The 19,117-nt window shown below is 71.8% G+C and carries 19 protein-coding genes; 10 read left to right on the top strand and 9 right to left on the bottom strand.

What is annotated here, in order from left to right:
* The first annotated feature begins 147 nt into the window (after positions 1 to 147).
* The 4 genes from AA23TX_RS25150 (at position 148) to AA23TX_RS25135 (ending at position 4,156) form a co-directional block, all read left to right on the top strand.
* Complete coding sequence (locus tag AA23TX_RS25150) at positions 148 to 1,452, top strand: GGDEF domain-containing protein (RefSeq protein ID WP_155547289.1); 1,305 nt, start codon at positions 148 to 150, stop codon at positions 1,450 to 1,452.
* A 70-nt stretch (positions 1,453 to 1,522) separates the two neighbouring features.
* Positions 1,523 to 2,125: a TetR/AcrR family transcriptional regulator gene (locus AA23TX_RS25145; protein WP_196425524.1), complete on the top strand. Its 603-nt coding sequence runs from the start codon at positions 1,523 to 1,525 to the stop codon at positions 2,123 to 2,125.
* Positions 2,122 to 2,784: a VC0807 family protein gene (locus AA23TX_RS25140; protein ID WP_155545305.1), complete on the top strand. Its 663-nt coding sequence runs from the start codon at positions 2,122 to 2,124 to the stop codon at positions 2,782 to 2,784. The genes AA23TX_RS25145 and AA23TX_RS25140 overlap by 4 nt, the downstream gene beginning before the upstream one ends.
* Positions 2,777 to 4,156, top strand: coding sequence for an FAD-dependent oxidoreductase (locus AA23TX_RS25135; RefSeq protein ID WP_155545304.1), 1,380 nt, complete (start codon positions 2,777 to 2,779; stop codon positions 4,154 to 4,156). The genes AA23TX_RS25140 and AA23TX_RS25135 overlap by 8 nt, the downstream gene beginning before the upstream one ends.
* Positions 4,157 to 4,225: 69 nt before the next feature.
* On the opposite strand, the gene AA23TX_RS25130 is transcribed toward AA23TX_RS25135, so the two are convergent.
* Genes AA23TX_RS25130 through AA23TX_RS25120 form a run of 3 tightly spaced genes read right to left on the bottom strand, consistent with a single transcriptional unit; the run spans position 4,226 to position 8,269 of the window.
* On the bottom strand, positions 4,226 to 6,541 hold the full coding sequence (locus AA23TX_RS25130) for a [protein-PII] uridylyltransferase (protein WP_155545303.1): 2,316 nt from the start codon (positions 6,539 to 6,541) through the stop codon (positions 4,226 to 4,228).
* A gap of 10 nt (positions 6,542 to 6,551) precedes the next feature.
* Positions 6,552 to 6,890, bottom strand: a complete 339-nt coding sequence (locus AA23TX_RS25125; RefSeq protein WP_086855863.1) for a P-II family nitrogen regulator — start codon at positions 6,888 to 6,890, stop codon at positions 6,552 to 6,554.
* Positions 6,887 to 8,269, bottom strand: coding sequence for an ammonium transporter (locus AA23TX_RS25120; RefSeq protein ID WP_196425523.1), 1,383 nt, complete (start codon positions 8,267 to 8,269; stop codon positions 6,887 to 6,889). The genes AA23TX_RS25125 and AA23TX_RS25120 overlap by 4 nt, the downstream gene beginning before the upstream one ends.
* A gap of 174 nt (positions 8,270 to 8,443) precedes the next feature.
* Between AA23TX_RS25120 and AA23TX_RS25115 the strand changes: the two genes are divergently transcribed.
* Both AA23TX_RS25115 and AA23TX_RS25110 read left to right on the top strand, forming a co-directional pair.
* Entirely contained in the window at positions 8,444 to 9,295 is an 852-nt protein-coding gene (locus AA23TX_RS25115) for a putative RNA methyltransferase (protein ID WP_338422509.1), read from the top strand.
* Between the two features lie 115 nt (positions 9,296 to 9,410).
* Complete coding sequence (locus AA23TX_RS25110; RefSeq protein ID WP_155545301.1) at positions 9,411 to 10,136, top strand: (2Fe-2S)-binding protein; 726 nt, start codon at positions 9,411 to 9,413, stop codon at positions 10,134 to 10,136.
* A gap of 6 nt (positions 10,137 to 10,142) precedes the next feature.
* On the opposite strand, the gene AA23TX_RS25105 is transcribed toward AA23TX_RS25110, so the two are convergent.
* From AA23TX_RS25105 to AA23TX_RS25090, 4 genes are all read right to left on the bottom strand, one after another.
* Positions 10,143 to 11,000 carry a sigma-70 family RNA polymerase sigma factor gene (locus tag AA23TX_RS25105; protein WP_155545300.1) on the bottom strand — a complete coding sequence of 286 codons (858 nt, stop codon included), beginning with the start codon at positions 10,998 to 11,000 and terminating at the stop codon, positions 10,143 to 10,145.
* 202 nt (positions 11,001 to 11,202) lie between these two features.
* A complete protein-coding gene (locus tag AA23TX_RS25100; protein ID WP_196425522.1) occupies positions 11,203 to 11,640 on the bottom strand; it encodes a VOC family protein in 438 nt (145 codons plus the stop codon).
* Positions 11,637 to 12,935 (bottom strand): serine hydrolase, encoded by a 1,299-nt coding sequence (locus AA23TX_RS25095; protein WP_155545299.1) that lies wholly within the window; start codon positions 12,933 to 12,935, stop codon positions 11,637 to 11,639. The genes AA23TX_RS25100 and AA23TX_RS25095 overlap by 4 nt, the downstream gene beginning before the upstream one ends.
* 40 nt (positions 12,936 to 12,975) lie before the next feature.
* On the bottom strand, positions 12,976 to 13,506 hold the full coding sequence (locus AA23TX_RS25090) for a DUF3887 domain-containing protein (RefSeq protein ID WP_196425521.1): 531 nt from the start codon (positions 13,504 to 13,506) through the stop codon (positions 12,976 to 12,978).
* Between the two features lie 278 nt (positions 13,507 to 13,784).
* Here AA23TX_RS25090 and AA23TX_RS25085 point away from each other — a divergent pair, with 278 nt between their 5' ends.
* The 4 genes from AA23TX_RS25085 (at position 13,785) to AA23TX_RS49675 (ending at position 16,629) form a co-directional block, all read left to right on the top strand.
* Positions 13,785 to 15,071 carry an O-acetylhomoserine aminocarboxypropyltransferase/cysteine synthase family protein gene (locus tag AA23TX_RS25085; protein ID WP_155545297.1) on the top strand — a complete coding sequence of 429 codons (1,287 nt, stop codon included), beginning with the start codon at positions 13,785 to 13,787 and terminating at the stop codon, positions 15,069 to 15,071.
* Positions 15,068 to 15,544 (top strand): CoA-binding protein, encoded by a 477-nt coding sequence (locus AA23TX_RS25080; RefSeq protein ID WP_155545296.1) that lies wholly within the window; start codon positions 15,068 to 15,070, stop codon positions 15,542 to 15,544. Before AA23TX_RS25085 ends, AA23TX_RS25080 begins: the two co-directional genes overlap by 4 nt.
* A gap of 36 nt (positions 15,545 to 15,580) precedes the next feature.
* Complete coding sequence (locus tag AA23TX_RS25075; protein WP_155545295.1) at positions 15,581 to 16,336, top strand: MBL fold metallo-hydrolase; 756 nt, start codon at positions 15,581 to 15,583, stop codon at positions 16,334 to 16,336.
* A 119-nt stretch (positions 16,337 to 16,455) separates the two neighbouring features.
* The gene (locus tag AA23TX_RS49675; RefSeq protein WP_196425520.1) at positions 16,456 to 16,629 is read left to right on the top strand and encodes a hypothetical protein; all 174 of its coding nucleotides are present in this window, start codon (positions 16,456 to 16,458) and stop codon (positions 16,627 to 16,629) included.
* Between the two features lie 82 nt (positions 16,630 to 16,711).
* On the opposite strand, the gene alc is transcribed toward AA23TX_RS49675, so the two are convergent.
* On the bottom strand, positions 16,712 to 17,734 hold the full coding sequence (alc, locus tag AA23TX_RS25070) for an allantoicase (protein WP_155545294.1): 1,023 nt from the start codon (positions 17,732 to 17,734) through the stop codon (positions 16,712 to 16,714).
* 1 nt (position 17,735) lies between these two features.
* Positions 17,736 to 19,064, bottom strand: coding sequence for an allantoinase AllB (gene allB / locus AA23TX_RS25065; protein WP_155545293.1), 1,329 nt, complete (start codon positions 19,062 to 19,064; stop codon positions 17,736 to 17,738).
* Positions 19,065 to 19,117: the final 53 nt, after the last annotated feature.

The following is a 19,117-nucleotide window of genomic DNA, read 5'->3' as shown; positions in this document are numbered from 1 at the left end:
GACCGCAGCGGCTCAGGATTCGCGGTTGCGCATGGCGACCTCCCTTCGCTGCTCCGAACGTGTGGCAATCGTCGATCGAGGTCGCCCGATGTGGTGAAGTGGACGCGGATCGTCGGATCACCCAGGGGAGTTGCACCCGCCTTGAGTATGGACGGCGCCCGTCCGGCCGAACCCCGCGTGGGCCGGATCCGTGGGGCGCTGAACCCTGCTCACTGGACCCTCTGGCGGCAGCGCGGGTCGCTGATCTTCTACTGCTTCCTCGTCGAGTCCGTGGCGCTCGTCGCCACCGTCTGGACCGCCGCCGTGGTGCCCGTCCACGGGTGGGATCTCGTCGTCTTCGGCGTCCTCGCCGCCCTCGGCGTGCTGCAGGCGGAGCTCGGCCGGCAGATCGAGCGCGTCCGGCGGCTGGTGTCCGACACCCCGCACATCAACCTGACGTCGGTCTGGACGTTCGCCGGCGTGCTGCTCCTCCCGCCCGCGCTCGTCACGGCCCTGATCGCCGTCCTCTACCTGCACCTGGCGACGCGCAGCCTCGCGCGGATGAAGCGCGTCCCCCCGTTCCGGACCACGCTGAACGCCACGCTGGTCGTCATCACCTGCTACTCGGCCGAGCTCGTGCTCGCCCGGCTCGGCGTCGGCGACATGTACGCGGCGCTGACGGCGGGCTGGCGCGGCATCACGGCGATCGCGCTGGCCGCGGTGACGTACTTCCTGGTCTCGGCGATCACGATCGTCCCGGCGCTGACGATCACGAAGCGCACGATCAAGGCGTTCTTCGGCGGCCTCGGCGACAACCTCCTCGAGGTCGCGACGCTCTGCCTGGGCCTGCTCACGGCGTTGACGCTGGCGACGCTGCCCGCGCTCGCCGTCGCGATCGTGCCGCCGCTGCTGGTGCTGCACCGGGCGGTGCTGATCAAGCAGCTGGAGATCGCCGCGACGACCGACGAGAAAACCGGCCTGTTCAACACGACCGGGTGGCACCTGCTCGCTTCCCGCGAACTGGCCCGCGCCCAGCGCAGCTCGCGCAGCACGTTCGGCGTGCTGATGATCGACCTCGACTACTTCAAGCTGATCAACGACCAGCACGGCCACCTGGCGGGCGACACGGTGCTGCGCGCGGTCGCGGCGACGATCAAGAGCGCCGTCCGCGACTACGACTCGGTCGGCCGGTTCGGCGGCGAGGAGTTCGTGGTCCTGCTGCCGGACATCGGCCCGGCGGCGGTGCTCGCGGTGGCCGAGCGCGTCCGGTCGGCGATCGAGTCGCTGAAAGTGGAGTACGAGGACGGCAGCCACCTCCGCGTGATCGACGCCCTGTCGGCGTCGATCGGCGTCGCGACCTACCCGGACGGCGGGACGGCCGTCGAGCGTCTGCTGCAGGCTGCGGACAAGGCGCTGTACCGGGCCAAGGACGCGGGCCGCAACCAGGTCGTCGACGGCACCGCCACGGCTTAAAGCACACCCCCAATTCTCGGCTTAGACCAGGCAACTTGTCATTTTTGCTCGCCTGAGCTAAATTTTGCTCATGCGAGCAAGAACGTTCACCGAGTCCGGCAGGCGGGCGCAGATCGTGCGGGCGGCGATCGAAGTCATCGCCGAGGCCGGCTACGCCAAGGCGTCGTTCAGCCGGATCGCGAAGCAGGCGGGCCTGTCGAGCACCGGCATGATCAGCTACCACTTCGCAGGCAAGGACGATCTGCTCGCCGCGTGCGTCACGGAGATCGAGGAGATCACCGGGGCGTTCATGCAGCCGCGCATCGACGCCGCCGTCGGGCACGTCGCGCAGCTGCGCGCCTTCGTCGAAGCGAACGTCGAGCTCGTCGGCGAGCACCCGGCCGAAATCCGCGCGCTGATCGACCTGGTGAAGAACGCCGGCTCGCAGAGCGCCGGCGTGAACGGGCGGCTCGCGCTGTTCGAAGAGCACTTCCGCACCGGGCAGGCGGCGGGCGCGTTCGGCCCGCTCGACCCCCGGACCACGGCGCTCGCCTTCACCTCCGGCCTCGACGCCGTCGTCGCCACGGCGGCCGCCGCCGGGCTGGCACCCACCGAGCTCACGCGCATCGGCCGTGAGCTCGCCGACCTCTACGTGCGGGCGACCGCACCCGAATCCGCTGGGGGATCCGCATGATGATCGAAGAGAAGACCGTGCCCGACGCCGGCCTGCGCCGGCTGGTCCGCGCCAACGTGCTGACCGTGGTGTTCGAAGTGCTCGTGCCGATGGCGCTGTTCTACGGCCTGCGCGGCGCCGGCGTGAGCCAGTGGTGGGCGCTGATGGCCGGTGTCCTGGTGGCCGCGCCGTACGTGGTGTGGACGATCGTGCGCAACCGCAAGGTCGACCTCGTCGCCCTGGTCACGCTGAGCGTCCTGGTGCTGTCGGTGGTGCTGGGCCTGCTCTCGGACGACCCGCGCACGCTGGTGATCCGCGAAGGCTGGACCGCGGCGCTGGGCGGGGTGTTCGGCGCGTGGATGCTGGTCTCGGTGTTCGTCGGCCGTCCGGCGCAGCTGACGCTGGGGCGCACGATCGCCGAGGTCAAACGCGGTGCCGAGGGCGCGGAAGCGTGGGCGGGCCGCTGGGAGACCGACGCCCGGTTCCGGCGTGGCCTGCGGATCAACACGGCCGCCTGGGGCGCGGTGCTGCTGGCCGGCGCGGTGCTGCACATCGTGCTCGTCTACACGCTGCCGATCGACCTGATCGCGCTGGTCACCAACGTGGCGTGGTTCGGCGCGCTGGCCCTGCTGATCGTCTGGCACGTCTGGTACCTCCGCAAGGAGAACCTCGATGCCTGACGTCCTGGTCGCGGGCGCCGGGCCCACCGGCCTGCTGACCGCGTTCGAGCTGGAGCGCGCCGGACTCGACGTGCTGGTCCTCGAACGGGACGCCCGGCCCACCTCGCAGTCGAAAGCCCTCGGCCTGCAGCCCCGGTCGGTCGAGGTGCTGGCCGACCGGGGCCTGCTCGCGGCGATCGAGCCGCACGTGCGGGCGAAGCTGCCTGCCGGGCACTTCTCGGGTCTTCCGATCGACTACACCGACCTGCCGACGCGCTTCCCGTACCAGCTCGGCGTCGAACAGGCCCACGTCACGGCGGCGATCGAGGCGCGGCTGCGCACCCCGGTGCTGCGCGACGCGGCCGTCACCGCCGTGCGGCAGGACGACGACGGCGTCACCGTCACGGCGGGCGGACGCGAGCACCGGGCCGGCTGGCTCGTCGCCGCCGACGGCGGGCACAGCACGGTGCGCACGCTGCTGGACGTCGCGTTCCCCGGCAGCCCGGCGCGGATCTCGCTGGTCGTCGCCGACATCCTGCTGGCGGCCAAGCCCGCCGGCCTGGCCGACGCCTGGGCACTGCCGGCCGGCGCGTCGGGCTACCTGGTCCCGCTGTCGGGCGGCCGCTACCGCACGATCGTCTTCGGCGAGGAGCAGCAGCGGCTCGGCCGCGGTGAACCGGTCACGGCCGAGGAGGTGCAGCGGGCGCTGACCGCCGCCCACGGACCGGGGATCCTCGTCGGCGAGGTGCTGTGGGCGTCGCGCTTCGGCGACGCGGCCCGGCAGCTGGAGCGGTACCGCCACGGCCGGGTGCTGTTCGCCGGCGACGCCGCGCACGTCCACCTCCCGGTCGGCGGCCAGGGCCTCAACCTCGGTCTGCAGGACGCGGCGAACCTCGGCTGGAAGCTGGCCGCGGCGGTCCGCGGCACGGCGCCTTCCGCGTTGATCGACAGCTACCACGACGAACGCCACCCGATCGCGGCCCGCGTGCTGGTCAGCACCCGCGCCCAGGCGGTACTCGGCGTGCCCGACCCGGACGCGGCCGCCGTGCGCGAGGTCGTCACGGGGCTGCTGGCCGTCCCCGAGGCCCGCCACGCCGTCGCCCTGGAGCTTTCGGGCATCGGGGTGACGTACCCGGGGGTCTCCGGCCGCGCGCAAGTCCCGGCGGCACCCGACGGCCGTGCGGTGCTGCTCGGTGCGACGCTGCCGGAGGGGTGGTCCGGCCGGGTCGAGCAGCGGTCCGGCGCCGAGCCACGGCTCGTCCGGCCCGACGGCTACGTGGTGTGGTCCGGCGGCCCGGGCCTGGAAGACGCACTGCACCGCTGGTTCGGGCCGCCCGAGGCCGGCCGGACGGCCTCCGCGACCGTCGCCGGCACGGCTCGCCCGGCGATCTGACGCGGGCCCGCGAGTCGGGTCACCCGAACCGCGGGCCCGGTCACGTCGCGCCGGCCGGCCGGGGTCCGCTCAGGAAGCCGCCGCCAGGATCGCCTGCTCCACCTCGCGCCGCCAGCCCGGCTCGATGCGGCCGCTGCGAGGCGTCACCGCGAACGAGTCCACCACCGCACCGCCCAGGGTCGAGACCTTCGCCCAGCGGACCTCCGCGTCGCAGCGGCGCAGGGCGCCCGCGACCCGGAACAGCAGGCCGATCCGGTCGGCGGCGCGCAGCTCGAGGACCACCGTGTCGGGGCCGCTCGTCTCGTCGTCGAACCAGAGCACCTTCGGCGCGACCGGGGCCGCGTCCGGCGACCCGTAGTCGCGTTCCTTCGCCGCCAGGCGCTGGGTGAGCGGGAGGGTGCCGGCGACCGCGCGGGCGAACTGCTCGCGCAGCAGCGTCGGGTCCGGCAGGGAACCGAACTTCGGGGACGCCGTGAACACACCCGCGCGCCCGCCGTCATGGCCGCGCAGGACCGCCGAATGCACCTCCATCGAGTTCAGCGCCAGCACACCCGCGGCCGGCGCCAGCAGCTCCGCGCGGGCCGGGACGGCCAGCAGCACCGTGACGACCTTGCCGTGCGCGCTGACCCGGATCTCGCCGGTGCCCGAAGCCACGGCCAGGGCGACGAGCTCGCGCTGTTCGCCGTCCATCGGCTCGGGCGCGGTGAATCCCTTGCCGCGCAACACTTCCTCGCAACCCGTGACGAGCTCGGCGAGCAGCCGCGCCTTCCAGTCCGTCCAGACGCCGGGACCGGTCGCCAGCGAGTCGGCCTGGGTCAGCGCGTGCAGCAGCTCGACCAGGACGATGTCGCCGTCCAGGGTCTTCACCACTCGCGAGACCGTGTCCGGCTCGCTGATGTCACGGCGCGTCGCGGTGTGCGGCAGCAGCAGGTGGTGGCGGACCATCGCCGACACCGTCGCCGCGTCCGCCGGGCTCAGCCCGAGCCGCGTCGCGACCTGGGCGGAGATCTTGGCGCCCAGCTCCGAGTGGTCGGCGTCGCGGCCCTTGCCGATGTCGTGCAGCAGCGCGCCGATCAGCAGCAGGTCGGGCCGCGGCACCGTGGTGGTCAGCTTGGCGGCCTCGACGCAGGTGCGCACGAGGTGCCGGTCGACCGTCCACTGGTGCACCGGCGAGCGCGGCGGCAGGTCGCGGACCGCGCCCCACTCGGGGAACAGCCGGGCCCACAGGCCGGTCCGGTCGAGCGACTCGACCGCGTCGACCAGGCCCTCCCCCGCGCCGAGCAGCTCCACCAGGGCGTTCAACGCCTCGGGTGGCCACGGCGCCCGCAGTTCCGGCGCCGACTCCGCCAGCGCCTTGAGCGTGCCGAGCGCGATGGGCTTGCCCGTGCGCGCCGACGCCGCGGCGACCCGCAGCAGCAACGCCGGGTCCTTCGCCGGGACGGCGTCGCGAGCCAGCGCGACCTCGTTCCCGTGCAGGACGACGTTTTCGGCCAGCGGGGTCCGTGCCGGACGCCGTCCGAAGCGCTGCTTCGGCGGCTCCACAGTGGACCGGAGCGCGACGTCCAGCGCGTACGCGATCGTGCGGCCCGCACCGGAAAGCTTGCGGGCCAATGTGAAACGGTCGCCGAAGCCGAGCTCGGCGGCCACCAGCTCGGCCTCCGGCGCGGACAGGACGTCCCGTTCGCGCCGGATCTCGCGACGCAGCTCGGTGCGGACGTCGAGCAGCAACTCCTTGGCGGCCAGGAGTTCTTCGCCGGGCCGCGCGGTGAGCTGCGCCGCGGCCAGTGCTTCCAGGACGGCGAAGTCCCGCAGCCCGCCCCGCCCGTGCTTGAGGTCGGGTTCGGCGGACTGCGCGATCTCGCCGCTGCGGGCCCAGCGCTGCCGGACCGACGCCGTCATGTCCGGGATCTGCTTGCGCGCCGTGCGGCGCCACTGGTCGCGCGCCGCGGAAACCAGGCGGCCGGTCAGTTCGGCGTCCCCGGAAAGGTGCCGGGCGTCGAGCAAGCCCATTGCCGTCCGAAGGTCCTCCGAAGCGACCTTCAGCGCTTCGCCGGGTGTGCGGACCGAGTGGTCCAACCCGACTTTCGCGTCCCACAAGGGATACCAGAGCGCGTCCGCGATCTCCCCGACGTTGCTGTTGCCGTTGTGCACCAGCACCAGGTCGAGATCGGAGAACGGCACCAGCTCCCGGCGGCCGAGCCCGCCCACGGCGACCAGCGCGACACCCGGTTCCGCGGTGTCGACGCCGGCCGCCGAGGCTCCCCTGCCCAGCCAGAACTCGTAGAGGTCGACCAGGGCCGCCCGCAGTGCGGACGCCCCCAGCCTCCCGTGCCTGCCCTCGAGCAAACGCTCGGTGGCCTTGACCAGTTCGCCCCCGTCGGCCATCCCGGACGCCCTAGAGAGCGTCCGTGCCGCGCTCGCCGGTCCGTACGCGGATCACCGTCTCGACCGGGGTCACCCACAGCTTGCCGTCGCCGATCTTGCCGGTGTGGGCGGCCGTGGTGATGGCCTCGAGGACCTTCTCCACATTGGTGTCGTCGGTGACGACCTCGATCTTCAGCTTGGCCACGAAGTCCACCGAGTACTCGGCGCCGCGGTAGACCTCGGTGTGGCCCTTCTGGCGGCCGTAACCCTGGACCTCGCTGACCGTCATGCCCAGCACGCCCAGCTGCTCCAGCGCGGAGCGGACGTCGTCCAGCGTGAACGGCTTCACAATCGCCGTGATGAGCTTCATGCCTTGCTCTCCTCGAGTTTCGCGGCCGGGGCGGTCTTGACCGGGATGGTGGACGGTGCGCCACCGCCGGACAACCCGGTGAAGTCGTACGCGCTCTCCGCGTGCTGAGCCTCGTCGATACCGGTGACCTCGTCCTCGGTGCTGACGCGGAAGCCGCCCGCCTTCTTGATCGCGAAACCGATGATGAAGGACAGGACGAAGGAGTACGCGAGCACCGCACCGGCGGCCGCCGCCTGACGACCCAGCTGGGTGAACCCGCCGCCGTAGAAGAGACCGTCAGCACCGAGCGCGTTGACGCTCGTGGTGCCGAAGAAACCGATCAGCAGCGTGCCGACGATGCCGCCGACCAGGTGGACGCCCACGACGTCGAGCGAGTCGTCGAAGCCGAACTTGAACTTGAGCGAGATGGCCAGCGCGCAGAGGACACCGGCGATCAGGCCGATCGCGATGGCCCCGAGCGGGCTCACGAAACCACACGCCGGGGTGATGGCGACCAGACCGGCGACCGCGCCGGACGCCGCACCGAGTGTGGTCGGCTTGCCGAACTTGAGCTGCTCCACGATCAGCCAGCCGAGAACGGCGGCGGCGGTGGCGACGGTCGTGTTGGTGAACGCGACGGCCGCGAGGTCGTTGGCGGCCAGCGCCGAACCGGCGTTGAAGCCGTACCAGCCGAACCACAGCAGGCTCGCGCCGAGCAGGACGAACGGCACGTTGTGCGGGCGGCCGGTGTCCTTCGGCCAGCCCTTGCGCTTGCCGAGCACGATCGCCAGCGCGAGACCCGCGGCACCGGCGTTGATGTGGACCGCGGTACCACCGGCGAAGTCGAGTGCCTTGAGGTTGTTGGCGATCCAGCCGCCGACCGCGTTCTCGCCGACGAAGCCGTTGAACGAGAACACCCAGTGCGCGACCGGGAAGTACACGACCGTCACCCAGATGACGACGAACAGCGTCCAGCCCCAGAACTTCGCGCGGTCGGCGATGGCGCCGGAGATCAGCGCGGGCGTGATGATGGCGAACATCAGCTGGAACATGACGAACGCGAGCACCGGCAGCGCGTCCGTGCCGGGCCAGGCCACGGCGGGTGCCGAGTCGGTGGCGGCGACCGCGAAGCCGGCCAGCTTCCCGAAGGTGTTCTCCAAGCCCGCGAAGTGGAAGTTACCGACGAAGCCGCCGAAGGCGTCGTCGCCGAACGACATCGAGAAGCCGTACAGGGCCCAGAGCACCCCCACCACGGCCAGCGCGATGAAGTTCATCATCAGCATGTTCAAGACGCTCTTCGCGCGGACCATGCCGCCGTAGAAGAACGCCAATCCTGGGGTCATGAGCATGACCAGCGCGGCGCTGGCCAGTACCCATGCGGTGTCTCCTGCGTTCAGCACATCGTCCTCCCGTGCCCTGGGTGTTCTGCGAAGGCAGTTTTGGCGCGCGGTGTTTCACGGGGCGGCGCGAGAGGTTTCGCCCGCGTGAACTGTCCGTGCCCGGTTGTTACGGCCAGGTTTCCCAGGACGTGTCCTGGAGTGTCCGCTTGCGTTACGTCGTGGTCGAATATCCCCATGACTGCCAGCGACCGCGAGAATGACCCACTGCCACCTCGGGTCGTGGAAGCGTTGCGCTGTTCGGTGTGCGGAACCCGGTTGGGGGCCGTAGATCGCACACTGCGTTGCCAGGACGGTCACTCATTCGATCTAGCTCGACAGGGTTACGTGAACCTGTTGCACGCGCGAATCCCGGCGGGGACGGCGGACACGGCACCGATGGTCGCGGCCCGCGCGGACTTCCTGGCGTCGGGCGCGTACCGGCCGCTCGCGGACGAGCTGGCCCGTGTGTGCGAAGGCGCCGGCGATCTCGTGATCGACGCGGGCGCCGGCACGGGCTACTACCTGGCGCACGTCCTGGAGGCGGCACCGGCGGCGTTCGGCCTGGCGCTGGACGTTTCCGCGGTGGCCCTGCGGCGCGCGGCCCGCGCCCACACCCGGCTGGGTGCGGCGGTGTGGAACCTGTGGGAGCCGTGGCCGGTGGGCGACGAGGTGGCGTCGGCGGTGCTGAACGTCTTCGCGCCGCGCAACGGGCCGGAGTTCCACCGCGTCCTGCGGCCCGGGGGTCTGCTGACGGTCGCGGCCCCGACCCCGGACCACCTCCGCGAGCTGGGCGACCTCGTGCTGTCGGTGGACGACCGCAAGGAGGAGCGCCTGGACGGCACGCTCGGCGAGTACTTCGCCCGCACCGGGCGGACGGAGGTCCACCGGACGGCGCGGCTGACCCCGCGGCAGATCCGCCAGGCGGTGGAGATGGGCCCGACGGCCTTCCACCTCGACCGTGGCGACCGCCGCGCCCGCCTGGACGCGCTGGCCGAGCCCCAGGCGGTGACGGTGTCCTTCACGGTCTCCACCTACCGGCGGCTGTGAGACGCTCCCGGCGGGAACCGGCCGCCGTCGCCGCCCAACCCGGTGATCGCCCGCGCTCGGCTCCCGGAAGCGATCCCACCGGCCCGCGTCGCCGAGGTCTGGAAGGCTGGGTGACGTGAAGCCCGACTGGACCGCGCCCGCGACCCTGCTCGCGGACGCCGAGTGGGTACGCGCCCGCATCGGCGGCGCGGCCAAGCTCTACGGCTGCGCCGCGCCGGAGATCCTCGGCACGATCTGGTGGTACTCGCTCTCCTCGGTGCTGGTAGCCCCGGCGCTCGAGAGCCTGGTCGCCGCGACGGAGAGTGTCGCGAGCCCGGTGCCGTCCGGCGGGGCGGACCACTCGACGAGCGTGCGGGCTGCCTCGGCACCGCCCGAAGGCCGTTCCCCTCGGCTCACGCTGGCCGACCCGTCGCTCGACGCCGTGGAGATCGACCTCCTCGCCGACGGCCGGTTCCTCGGCGCCCGGTCCACCCGTTCCCTGTCCGGCGGGCTGCCCGAACTGGGCGCCGCGTTCGGGGAGGCGCTCGGGACCGCCATCGCCACGATCGCCGCCGTCACCGGCGCCCGGGCGCGCGCCCTCGGGGCCATCGCCACCGACTCGATCGGCAACCGGCTGCTGTGGACGCCCGATCCCGAGCGCGCGATGGCCCTGGCCGAGCCGCTCGTGGCCGCGCTCGGCCTGGGCCTGCCGAAGCCGCGATTCGTGCGTGTCGGCCGGACCCCTGCCGTGCGTCGTGCGTCGTGCTGCCTGATCTACGAGGTCGGCAACCCGAAGTGCGTGAGCTGCCCGCGCCAGACGCCGTCCGAGCGTGACGCGCGGCTTCGCGCCGCCCTGGGCTGACGCGCCTCAGTCGAGGACGGCCAGCTCCAGCCCGCGCAGCCGCTCCGGGTCGGCGATGACCTCGATGCCGGTGATCCGGTCGCCGTCGACCTGGAACGCCAGGACGACCGACAGCCGCCCCTCGCGCACCCACAGCAGCCCGGGCGAGCCGTCGACGAGGGCCAGCTCGCTGGTGCGCGCCCGCTCGGACGCCAGCACCGCGCCCTTGCGCACGTTCTCGACGCCGCGCAGCACGACCGGCGCCGGGCTCGGGCCGACGAACCGGTCCGCGTGCAGCACCACGTCCGGGTCGAGGAGCGCGAGCAACGCGTCGAAGTCGCCACCCCGCGACGCGGCCAGGAACGCCTCGACGACCTTGCGCCGCCGGGGCAGGCCCGCGTCCGCCGCGGTGCCGCCCTTGACCCGCCGCCGGGCCCGGCTCGCGAGCTGCCGGGCAGCCGCCGGGGTCTTGTCGATCATCGGCGCGATCTCGTCGAACGGCACGGCGAACATGTCGTGCAGCACGAACGCGACCCGCTCGGCGGGCGCCAGCGCGTCGAGCACCACCAGCAGCGCCAGCCCGACCGTGTCGGCCAGCTCCGCTTCCTGCTCGGGGTCCCGGCGGTCCTCGCCCGGCTCGGGCCGGCCGTCCAGAGGCTCCTCACGGTGATTGCGACGCGTGCGAAGCATGGACAGGCACACCCGCGCGACGACGGTCGTCAGCCACGCCCCGATGTTCTCGACCTCGCCGGTGTCGGTGCGGTCGAACCGCAGCCAGGCCTCCTGGAGGGCGTCGTCGGCTTCGCTCGCCGAACCGAGCATCCGGTAGGCGACCGCCCGCAGCCGCGCCCGCTCCTGCTCGAACCGTTCGGTCAGCGTGTCCACCGTGTCCCGTTCCTTCCGCGTCGCCGTCGTAGGAGTAGACCCCGCGACAGCGGCCGATGTGACGAGAACGCACGACCCTGTGAGTGATCTGAGTCATCCCGGACGGCTGCAGTGACACCAGGTCGGCCACCAGCAGGGCGACCTTCCGGCGGCTGCTCTTGCGCCGATCGTCGCCACTCCGGCGGTCACCCGGATCGGCAGCTCAGAGCACGCAGAACTCGTTGCCCTCCGGATCGGCCATCAGGAAGTGGTCCGGGCGGCCGTCCAGCTCGTACTCCCGCACCACCGTCGCGCCCGCCGCGGTGAGCCGGGCGACCGCTTCGACGACCCGCTCCCACCGCGTGTCCCACGGAACCTCCCGCCCGCCGCCGGCCTGGATGTCCAGGTGCAAGCGGTTCTTCACGGTCTTTCCCTCGGGCACCTTCAGGAAGCTGAGGTTCGGCAGCACGCCTTCGGGATCGCTGAGGTACGCGCCGTCGTCCCATTCCGACTCGGGCACACCGTGGTGGGAGAACCAGTCTTCCCAGCGGGCGAACCCGGCCGGCGGCGGCCGCTCGATATAGCCGAGGGCCACCGCCCAGAACCTCGCCAGCACGCGGGGCTCCGCGCAGTCCACCGTCAGAGTCCACCGCACCGTCACGGGCGAAGCGTAGCCGCGAGAAGCGCTACCGCACCCTTCGCGACGGCGATTCCCCGGGCCGCGACGTGGTTTTCGTCCAGCGGCGCGACCGGGTCCGACACCATGACGCTGGTGACCAGCGAACGGCCGTCCGCCGTGCGCGCAAGGTAGTTCAAGGTGAGCACGCCGGGTTCGCTGCCGCCCTTGAACCAGACCTCCGGGAACTTCGCCCGGTCGAGTCCCAGGCCACCGTCGTTCAGCGACAACGCGTGCCCGATCTCCGGCTGGTTCTCCTTCCGCAGCCCCGAGAACGCGCGGCAGATGTCGCCCGGCGAACCGAACCACTCGATGTCGTCGATCTTCTCGGGCGCCTGCCAGCCCTGGAGCCCGGTGAGCGGGAGGCGTTCCAGCCCGGCGACCGCCGCGGGCCGCGCCCAACGGGGCAGCGCCAGGTAGGCGTCCGCCCGGGCCGGGTACTGCGTGGCCTTGAGCTCGAACAGCGCCTTCGTTGTCAGGAACGGGATGTTCGCCGACGGCCGCTGGTTGCCGAACGCGATGACCTGCCGTTGCACGGCGTCCCGGCCGAGCCGGTGGATCAGGTGGTCGGTCGCGGTGTTGTCGCTGATCGAGATCATCTTGTCGGCGTACGCGGACAACGGGAGCCGTGTGCCGGCCGGTTCGTTCTGCAGCACCCCGGACGGCAGGCTCTTCCAGTCGTCACGGATCGCCAGTTGCTCGCTCCACGACGCTTTGTGCTCGGCGACCGCCTTGCCGAGTGCGCCCAGGACGTAGAGCTTGAAGGCCGAACCCAGCGGCCGCTGCACGTCGTCGCGCACGCCGTGCACGACCTGGCAACGCCCGTCCGGGAGGATCTCCGACGCGCCGAACGACACCCGGGCGCCGAGCGCCGCGAGCTGCGCGTCGACCTCCGGCCAGGACGCCGGCACCGGATCGTCCGGGGTCGCCGCCAGCCCGTCGATCAGCCCGGCCGGGTCGACGTGGAGGTCGAGCAGGTAGTCGTCGGCCGGCCCGTGGACCGCGGCCGCCACGTGGTCCGGGGCCTCGGTGACGATCCGTTTCACCTCGATCGGGCCGAGCCGGGCGAACGCGCCGTTGACGCCCGCCGTGCCGCCCGCGGCGGTCAGCAGTGCTTCGGCGACGTGCTCGCGCACCTCGGCGTCGGACACCGGGACTCGCCCGGTCGCGTCGACCACCCACTCGAGCTGGTGCGTCGCCGTGGGTACTTCGGCGGCCTGCGCCACCGGGGCCACCAGCGGCGCCAGGACCGCGAGCACGCCCGCTATCGCTGTCTTCATCTCTCCCCCTGCGTTTCCATCGTTCCCCCTCGGTCACCGGCTACTCTTCGGGCGGCCGGATCCACAGCCCGGCTACCTGGCCGTCGTCGCGGTAAGTCACCTGCACCGTCCGCTCGCCGGCCTCGAAGGCCAGCGGCATGTGGACGACCGTGTAGTCACCCGTGGACCGCGCATACGGCTCCCCCATCCGCTCGTACCGTCCGACCGACCCGGCCAGCTGAGCCCAGGCGAGCCGCAGCTCGTCCTCGCCGACCGCGGCCTGCATGCGGTCGTCGAAGTCCCGGCGCACTTCGTGCCACTGACAACTGACGAGCTCCGCCACGAGCTCTTCGGCGCGGTGGATGGCGTCGGGCGGGTTCAGCTCCACCATGGACACCCCCGTCGCCGGATCGACCGGCCGGCCGAACCGCTGGAAGGCGGCCTGCCGGCTGGTCCCCAGCAGATCGCCGATCTCTTGCCAGGTGTGCCCGGCCTCCCTGGCCGCTTCCACGGCTTCCCGCAACGTCGCCTCGGCGGCGCGAACTTTCCGCAACGCCTCGCCGACTTCGGCCAGTGGTCCGTGCTTCGGCACGCTGTCAAGAATGAATTGACGACCCGGGTTTGTCAAGTCACTCTTTACGTGTTCGCGCTGCCGGCGGGCAGCACTCCGACAAGTGGCGTCACAATACTGGCGATTTCGCCCTGATCCCTGGCGAGGTGGCAGCGGCTTGTCACACGCGGCGCATTTCATGCTTTCGAGTGTAGCGCACGGAATCCTATTACGTGCTACGCTCGGCAGCACGAAATGGTCCCGCCCATCACCTGAGAGGCGTGGCCATCCGATGGGGAGGACGGTTACGGTGAGAACCGATGAGTGAACGCACCTGGGGTTTCCGCACCCGAGCACTGCACGCGGGCGGCACCCCCGATCCGGCGACCGGCGCGCGGGCCGTGCCGATCTACCAGACCACGAGCTTCGTCTTCGAGGACGCCGCCGACGCGGCGAACCTCTTCGCGCTGCAGAAGTACGGCAACATCTACAGCCGCATCGGGAACCCGACCGTCGCCGCGTTCGAGGAGCGGATCGCCAGCCTCGAGGGCGCCATCGGCGGCGTCGCCACCGCGAGCGGGCAGGCCGCGGAGTTCCTCACCTTCAGCGCGCTCGCCGAGGCGGGTGAGCACATCGTGTCGGCGAGCGGTCTCTACGGCGGCACGGTGACCCAGCTGACCGGCACGCTCCGGCGGTTCGGCGTGGAGACGACCTTCGTCAGCGGCGGCATCGACGACTACGCCGCCGCGATCACCGACCGGACCCGGCTGCTCTACACCGAGGTGATCGGCAACCCCGGTGGCGGCATCGCCGACCTCGCGGCACTCGCGGATCTCGCGCACTCCCACGACATCCCGCTGGTGGTGGACGCGACGCTGGCGACGCCTTACCTGTGCCGTCCGATCGAGCACGGCGCCGACATCGTGCTGCACTCGGCGACGAAGTTCCTCGGCGGTCACGGGACGACGCTCGGCGGGATCGTCGTCGAGTCCGGGAAGTTCGACTGGGGCAACGGGAAGTTCCCGCGGATGACCGAGACCGTGGAGAGCTACGGCGGCCTGAGGTACTGGGAGAACTTCGGCGAGTACGCGTTCTGCACGCGGCTGCGTGCCGAGCAGCTGCGGGACATCGGCGCGGCCCTGTCGCCGCACTCGGCTTTCCTGTTGCTGCAAGGGGTCGAGACGCTCCCGCAGCGGATGGACGCGCACGTGGCCAACGCCAGGGCGGTCGCCGAGTACCTCGAAGCGGACCCACGGGTGGCCTGGGTGTCCTACGCCGGACTGCCGGCCCACCCGCACCACGACCTGGCGAAGAAGTACCTGCCCGCCGGGCCGGGCGCGGTGTTCTCGTTCGGCATCGACGGTGGCCGGGCGGCGGGTGAGACGTTCGTCGAGTCGGTGGAGCTGCTGTCGCACCTGGCGAACGTCGGGGACGCGCGGACCCTCGTGATCCACCCGGCGTCGACCACGCACGCGCAGCTGTCGGAGGACCAGCTCGCGGCCGCGGGGGTCGGGCCCGACCTCATCCGGCTGTCGATCGGCCTGGAAGACGTCGACGACATCCTCTGGGACCTCGACCAGGCACTGGGCAAGGCGGTGGCCGGATGACGTACGCGGTGGGAGCCGTCGAGCGGCGGGCGATCCTCGACCGGACGAAATCGGTGACACTGGTGGGCGCGTCCGCGAACCCGGCGCGGCCCAGTTACTTCGTGGCGACGTACCTGCTCTCGTCGACGCGCTACGAGGTCAACTTCGTGAACCCGCGGCTGGACACGTTGTTCGGGAAACCGGTGTACGCCTCGCTCAAGGACGTACCGGGAGAACCGGACCTGGTCAGCGTGTTCCGGAAGCACGATGACCTGCCGCAGGTGGCCGAAGAGGTGATCGACGCCGGCGCGCGGACGCTGTGGCTGCAGCTCGGGCTCTGGCACGAGCCGGCGGCCGACCGGGCGCGGGCGGCCGGGCTGGACGTCGTCATGAACCGGTGCGTCAAGATCGAACACGCGCGCTTCGCCGGCGGGCTCCACCTGGCCGGGTTCAACACCGGCGTGATCAGCTCACGGAGGCAGACGGCGCCCTAGGGGAAGAGGACGTCCGTCCCCGCTGTTGGCCCGGGTATGACCGAGAACCTGGCGATCACCTTGTCCGGTGGCCCGACCGCACTCCTGGAGCTGGGCGGTGTCCGGCTGCTCACCGACCCGACCTTCGACGCACCCGGCGACCACCCGGTCGGCAACCGCGTGCTGGTCAAAACCGAGGACTCGGTGCTGACCGAAGACGCGGTCGGTGTGGTGGACGCCGTGTTGCTGTCGCACGACCAGCATCCCGACAACCTGGACGATCGCGGCCGGGCCTACCTCGGAACGGTGCCGCTGACTCTGGTCACACCCAGCGGGGCCGAGCGGCTGGGCGGGACCGCGCGGGGGCTCGAGCCATGGGAGGAGGCTCAGGTCGGACGGTTGACCGTGACCGCAGTCCCGGCGTTGCACGGGCCGGAGGGCGCCGAGGCGACGACCGGCGAGGTCACCGGGTTCGTGCTCGGCGGCGACGGCCTGCCGACGGTGTACGTCAGCGGGGACAACGCGTCGGTCGAACTGGTGCGGAAGATCGCGTCGCGGTTCCGGGTCGACATCGCGGTGCTGTTCGCCGGCGCGGCGCGGACGGCTTTCTTCGACGGCGCTCCGCTGACGTTGACCAGTGCGAACGCCGCCGAGGCAGCGAAGGTGCTCGGCGCGGCGAAGGTGGTGCCCCTGCACTTCCGCGGCTGGCAGCACTTCAGCGAAGGGCCGGACGCGCTCCGGAAGGAGTTCGAGGCGGCCGGCCTCGCCGACCGGCTCGTGCTGCTCGAGCCTGGCGAGCGCGCGGAGGTCTGACGCCGGAGGCATCGCCAGTCGACGTCTCTCCGGTTGCGGGCGGACGGCTGACTCGATCGCGAAAGTACCGAGTTCGAGGCGCGCGGGGGTTCCCTTCGCGCCCGTGAGAGGCTGGTGACATGGCCAAACCCACCCCGCTGCAGTTCCGGAACATCCTCGTCGCCGTGCTGGCGGCGGCGGCCTTCGTCTGGAGCGTCGTGGCCGGGCTGGAGTGGTGGGTGAGCGCGATCATCGGCTGCGCTTGTGTCCTGTCGCTGGCCTCCGCCTACCTCAACCGGCCGAACGCCGGCTGATCGCGGATCGGCCGCAGGCTGACCGCGACCCGGCCAGGGGTCGATCGCGAGCCGCCGGCCACGGACGGCGGCTCGCGACCCCTCACCGCGTTTTGGCGAACCGGGCCTTCACGTTCGTCCGGCCCGCTTCGGTGAGCCGGCCGAACAGGCGGAGGCGGGCCAACCCGCCGTCCGGGTAGATGTCCAGACGGGCCTCCGTGACCTCCGGGCCGTCCTTCAGCGCGAAGCGGTGGCGGGTGTCCGGCTGCAGGCGGGTCTTCGGCAACAGCGTGACCCACTCGCCGTACGTGTCGCGGCCGCTGACCGACGCCCAGCCCGGGGCGTTGCCCTTGAGGTTGCTCGTGTCCAGCTCGGCGAACCGGACGATGCCCGCGCCCGCCAGGCGCAGCGTCAGCCAGTCGTTACCGTCGTCGCGGCGGCGGGCCGTCTCCCAGCCTTCGGCCTGGTGCGCTGCCAGTCCCGGTGAGAGCACGTTGTTCGGCGACGAATAGAACTTGTTGCTGCAGCCGGTGACCAGGGCACCGTTCTCCAGGGCCGCCAGGTCGAGCGCGTCCAGGTCCAGCAGTTCCGGGTCCGGGATCGGGGTGCCGTGCACGCGCAGGCGCGCCACTCCGCCGTCCGGGTGCTGGGTCAACCTGACGTGCGTGTAGCGACGCGAACCGTTGATCGCGTAGAAGTTCTCCGTGTGGCCCGCCGCGGGGGCGCGGTCGACCAGGACGTCCCAGTCCGCTTCGGACAGTTCGGCCGCCGACGGGTAGCCCGGTACCGATGCCGCCTCGACCGAGACGAACGGCGGGTAGTTGCCCTTGAAGAACGCCGTGTCGACGACGACGCCGGTGACCGTGCCGGCCAGGCCGAGCCTGACCACGGCCTGGTCGTCGCCCGGCTCGCGGTGGCGGCGGGTCTCCCAGCCGTCGTAGACCTGGCCCTTCGGGCCGAACGTCTCGGCGCGGTGCGCCGGCGTCCACGGGTTGACCAGGTTCTCCTTCTCGGCGAACAGCTCGTCGGTCGCCCACATCACCGTCCCGCCGAAGCGGCGTGACGCGAGGTCGGGCAAATCCGTCCACACAGGACGGTCAGGGCGGTCGGACAAGGCAGCCTCCATTTCAGCAGTCCCCCCGGGTCAGCAACGCGCCGCGGGGCTCGTCACCGGTGATTTCGGTGCCCCGCAACCAGGTCGAGCGCACGACGCCGGCGAGCGGCCGCCGGTCGTACGCGCTGACCGGGTTGCGGTGCTTCAGCTTCGCGACGTCGACCACGAACGCCTCCTCCGGCGCGAACACGCAGAAGTCGGCGTCGTAGCCCACCGCGAGGTGGCCCTTGCGGCGCATCCCGGCCTGCGCGGCCGTCCGCTCGGCCATCCAGCGGACGACGTCGGTGAGCGCGAACCCGCGCTGCCGCGCCTGCGTCCAGATCGCCGGCAGCCCCAGCTGCAAGCTGGAGATCCCGCCCCAGGCGAGCCCGAAATCGCCGCTGTCGAAGCGTTTCAGCTCCGGGGTGCACGGTGAATGGTCGCTGACGACGGTGTCGATCACGCCGTCGGCGAGCCCGCTCCAGAGCAGCTCGCGGTTGGCCGCCTCCCGGATCGGCGGGCAGCACTTGAACTGCGTCGCGCCGTCGCGGATCTCCTCCGCGATGAAGCTCAGGTAGTGCGGGCAGGTCTCGGCCGTCAGCGCCACCCCGTCGCGGCGCGCCGAAGCGACCAGCGGCAGAGCCTCCGCCGAGGACAGGTGCAGGATGTGCGCGCGGGCGTCGTTGCGGCGGGCCGCTTCGATGACGTGCGTGATCGCGAGGTTCTCCGCCGCGCGTGGCCGGGACCGCAGGAAGTCGACATAGCGACCGCCGTGCGGCTCCGGTGCTTCGTCGATCTCGTGCGCGTCCTCGGCGTGGACGATCATCAGCGCGTCGAAGGAACTCAGTTCCCGCAACGCTTCGTCGAGTCCCGCCGGGTCGAGCGGCGGGAACTCGTCGACGCCCGAGTGGAGCAGGAAGCACTTGAAGCCGAACACTCCGGCGTCGTGCAGGCCACGCAGATCCCCGACGTTGCCGGGGATCGCGCCGCCCCAGAAGCCGACGTCGACGTGCACGCGGCCGGCCGCCGCCTTGCGCTTGACCTCCAGCGCCGCGACGTCGACCGTCGGCGGCAGGCTGTTGAGCGGCATGTCCACGATCGTGGTCACCCCGCCCGCGGCCGCCGCGCGGGTCGCCGTCTCGAAGCCCTCCCACTCGGCGCGGCCGGGATCGTTGACGTGGACGTGCGTGTCGACGAGTCCCGGCAGCAGCACGACGTCGTCGCCGAGGTCGATTTCGCGGTCGCCGGACAGCGAAGCGCCGCCGGGTTCGACAGCGACGATCCGGCCGCCGTCGACGCCGAGAGTCGCCGGAACCTCGCCCTCGGCCGTGACAGCCCGGGCCGCGCGCACCACAAGTTCCATCCGAAAGCCCTTCTCCGGGAGGAATGAACCACCGCCGATTTCACAGTACGGAA

The organism is Amycolatopsis camponoti, from assembly GCF_902497555.1.
GTDB lineage: Bacteria > Actinomycetota > Actinomycetes > Mycobacteriales > Pseudonocardiaceae > Amycolatopsis > Amycolatopsis camponoti.
The sequence above is the reverse complement of the archived record's forward strand: the minus strand, read 5'-3'. Positions and strand labels throughout refer to the sequence as shown.

Excerpts from the sequence above, each read along its gene's own strand:
- AA23TX_RS25150 (WP_155547289.1), top strand. The coding sequence starts at position 148 with ATGGACGGCGCCCGTCCGGCCGAACCCCGCGTGGGCCGGATCCGTGGG.
- AA23TX_RS25145 (WP_196425524.1), top strand. The coding sequence starts at position 1,523 with ATGCGAGCAAGAACGTTCACCGAGTCCGGCAGGCGGGCGCAGATCGTG.
- AA23TX_RS25140 (WP_155545305.1), top strand. The coding sequence starts at position 2,122 with ATGATGATCGAAGAGAAGACCGTGCCCGACGCCGGCCTGCGCCGGCTG.
- AA23TX_RS25135 (WP_155545304.1), top strand. The coding sequence starts at position 2,777 with ATGCCTGACGTCCTGGTCGCGGGCGCCGGGCCCACCGGCCTGCTGACC.
- AA23TX_RS25130 (WP_155545303.1), bottom strand. The coding sequence starts at position 6,541 with ATGGCCGACGGGGGCGAACTGGTCAAGGCCACCGAGCGTTTGCTCGAG.
- AA23TX_RS25125 (WP_086855863.1), bottom strand. The coding sequence starts at position 6,890 with ATGAAGCTCATCACGGCGATTGTGAAGCCGTTCACGCTGGACGACGTC.
- AA23TX_RS25115 (WP_338422509.1), top strand. The coding sequence starts at position 8,444 with ATGACTGCCAGCGACCGCGAGAATGACCCACTGCCACCTCGGGTCGTG.
- AA23TX_RS25095 (WP_155545299.1), bottom strand. The coding sequence starts at position 12,935 with ATGAAGACAGCGATAGCGGGCGTGCTCGCGGTCCTGGCGCCGCTGGTG.
- AA23TX_RS25085 (WP_155545297.1), top strand. The coding sequence starts at position 13,785 with ATGAGTGAACGCACCTGGGGTTTCCGCACCCGAGCACTGCACGCGGGC.
- AA23TX_RS25080 (WP_155545296.1), top strand. The coding sequence starts at position 15,068 with ATGACGTACGCGGTGGGAGCCGTCGAGCGGCGGGCGATCCTCGACCGG.
- AA23TX_RS25075 (WP_155545295.1), top strand. The coding sequence starts at position 15,581 with ATGACCGAGAACCTGGCGATCACCTTGTCCGGTGGCCCGACCGCACTC.
- AA23TX_RS49675 (WP_196425520.1), top strand. The coding sequence starts at position 16,456 with ATGGCCAAACCCACCCCGCTGCAGTTCCGGAACATCCTCGTCGCCGTG.
- alc (WP_155545294.1), bottom strand. The coding sequence starts at position 17,734 with ATGGAGGCTGCCTTGTCCGACCGCCCTGACCGTCCTGTGTGGACGGAT.
- allB (WP_155545293.1), bottom strand. The coding sequence starts at position 19,064 with ATGGAACTTGTGGTGCGCGCGGCCCGGGCTGTCACGGCCGAGGGCGAG.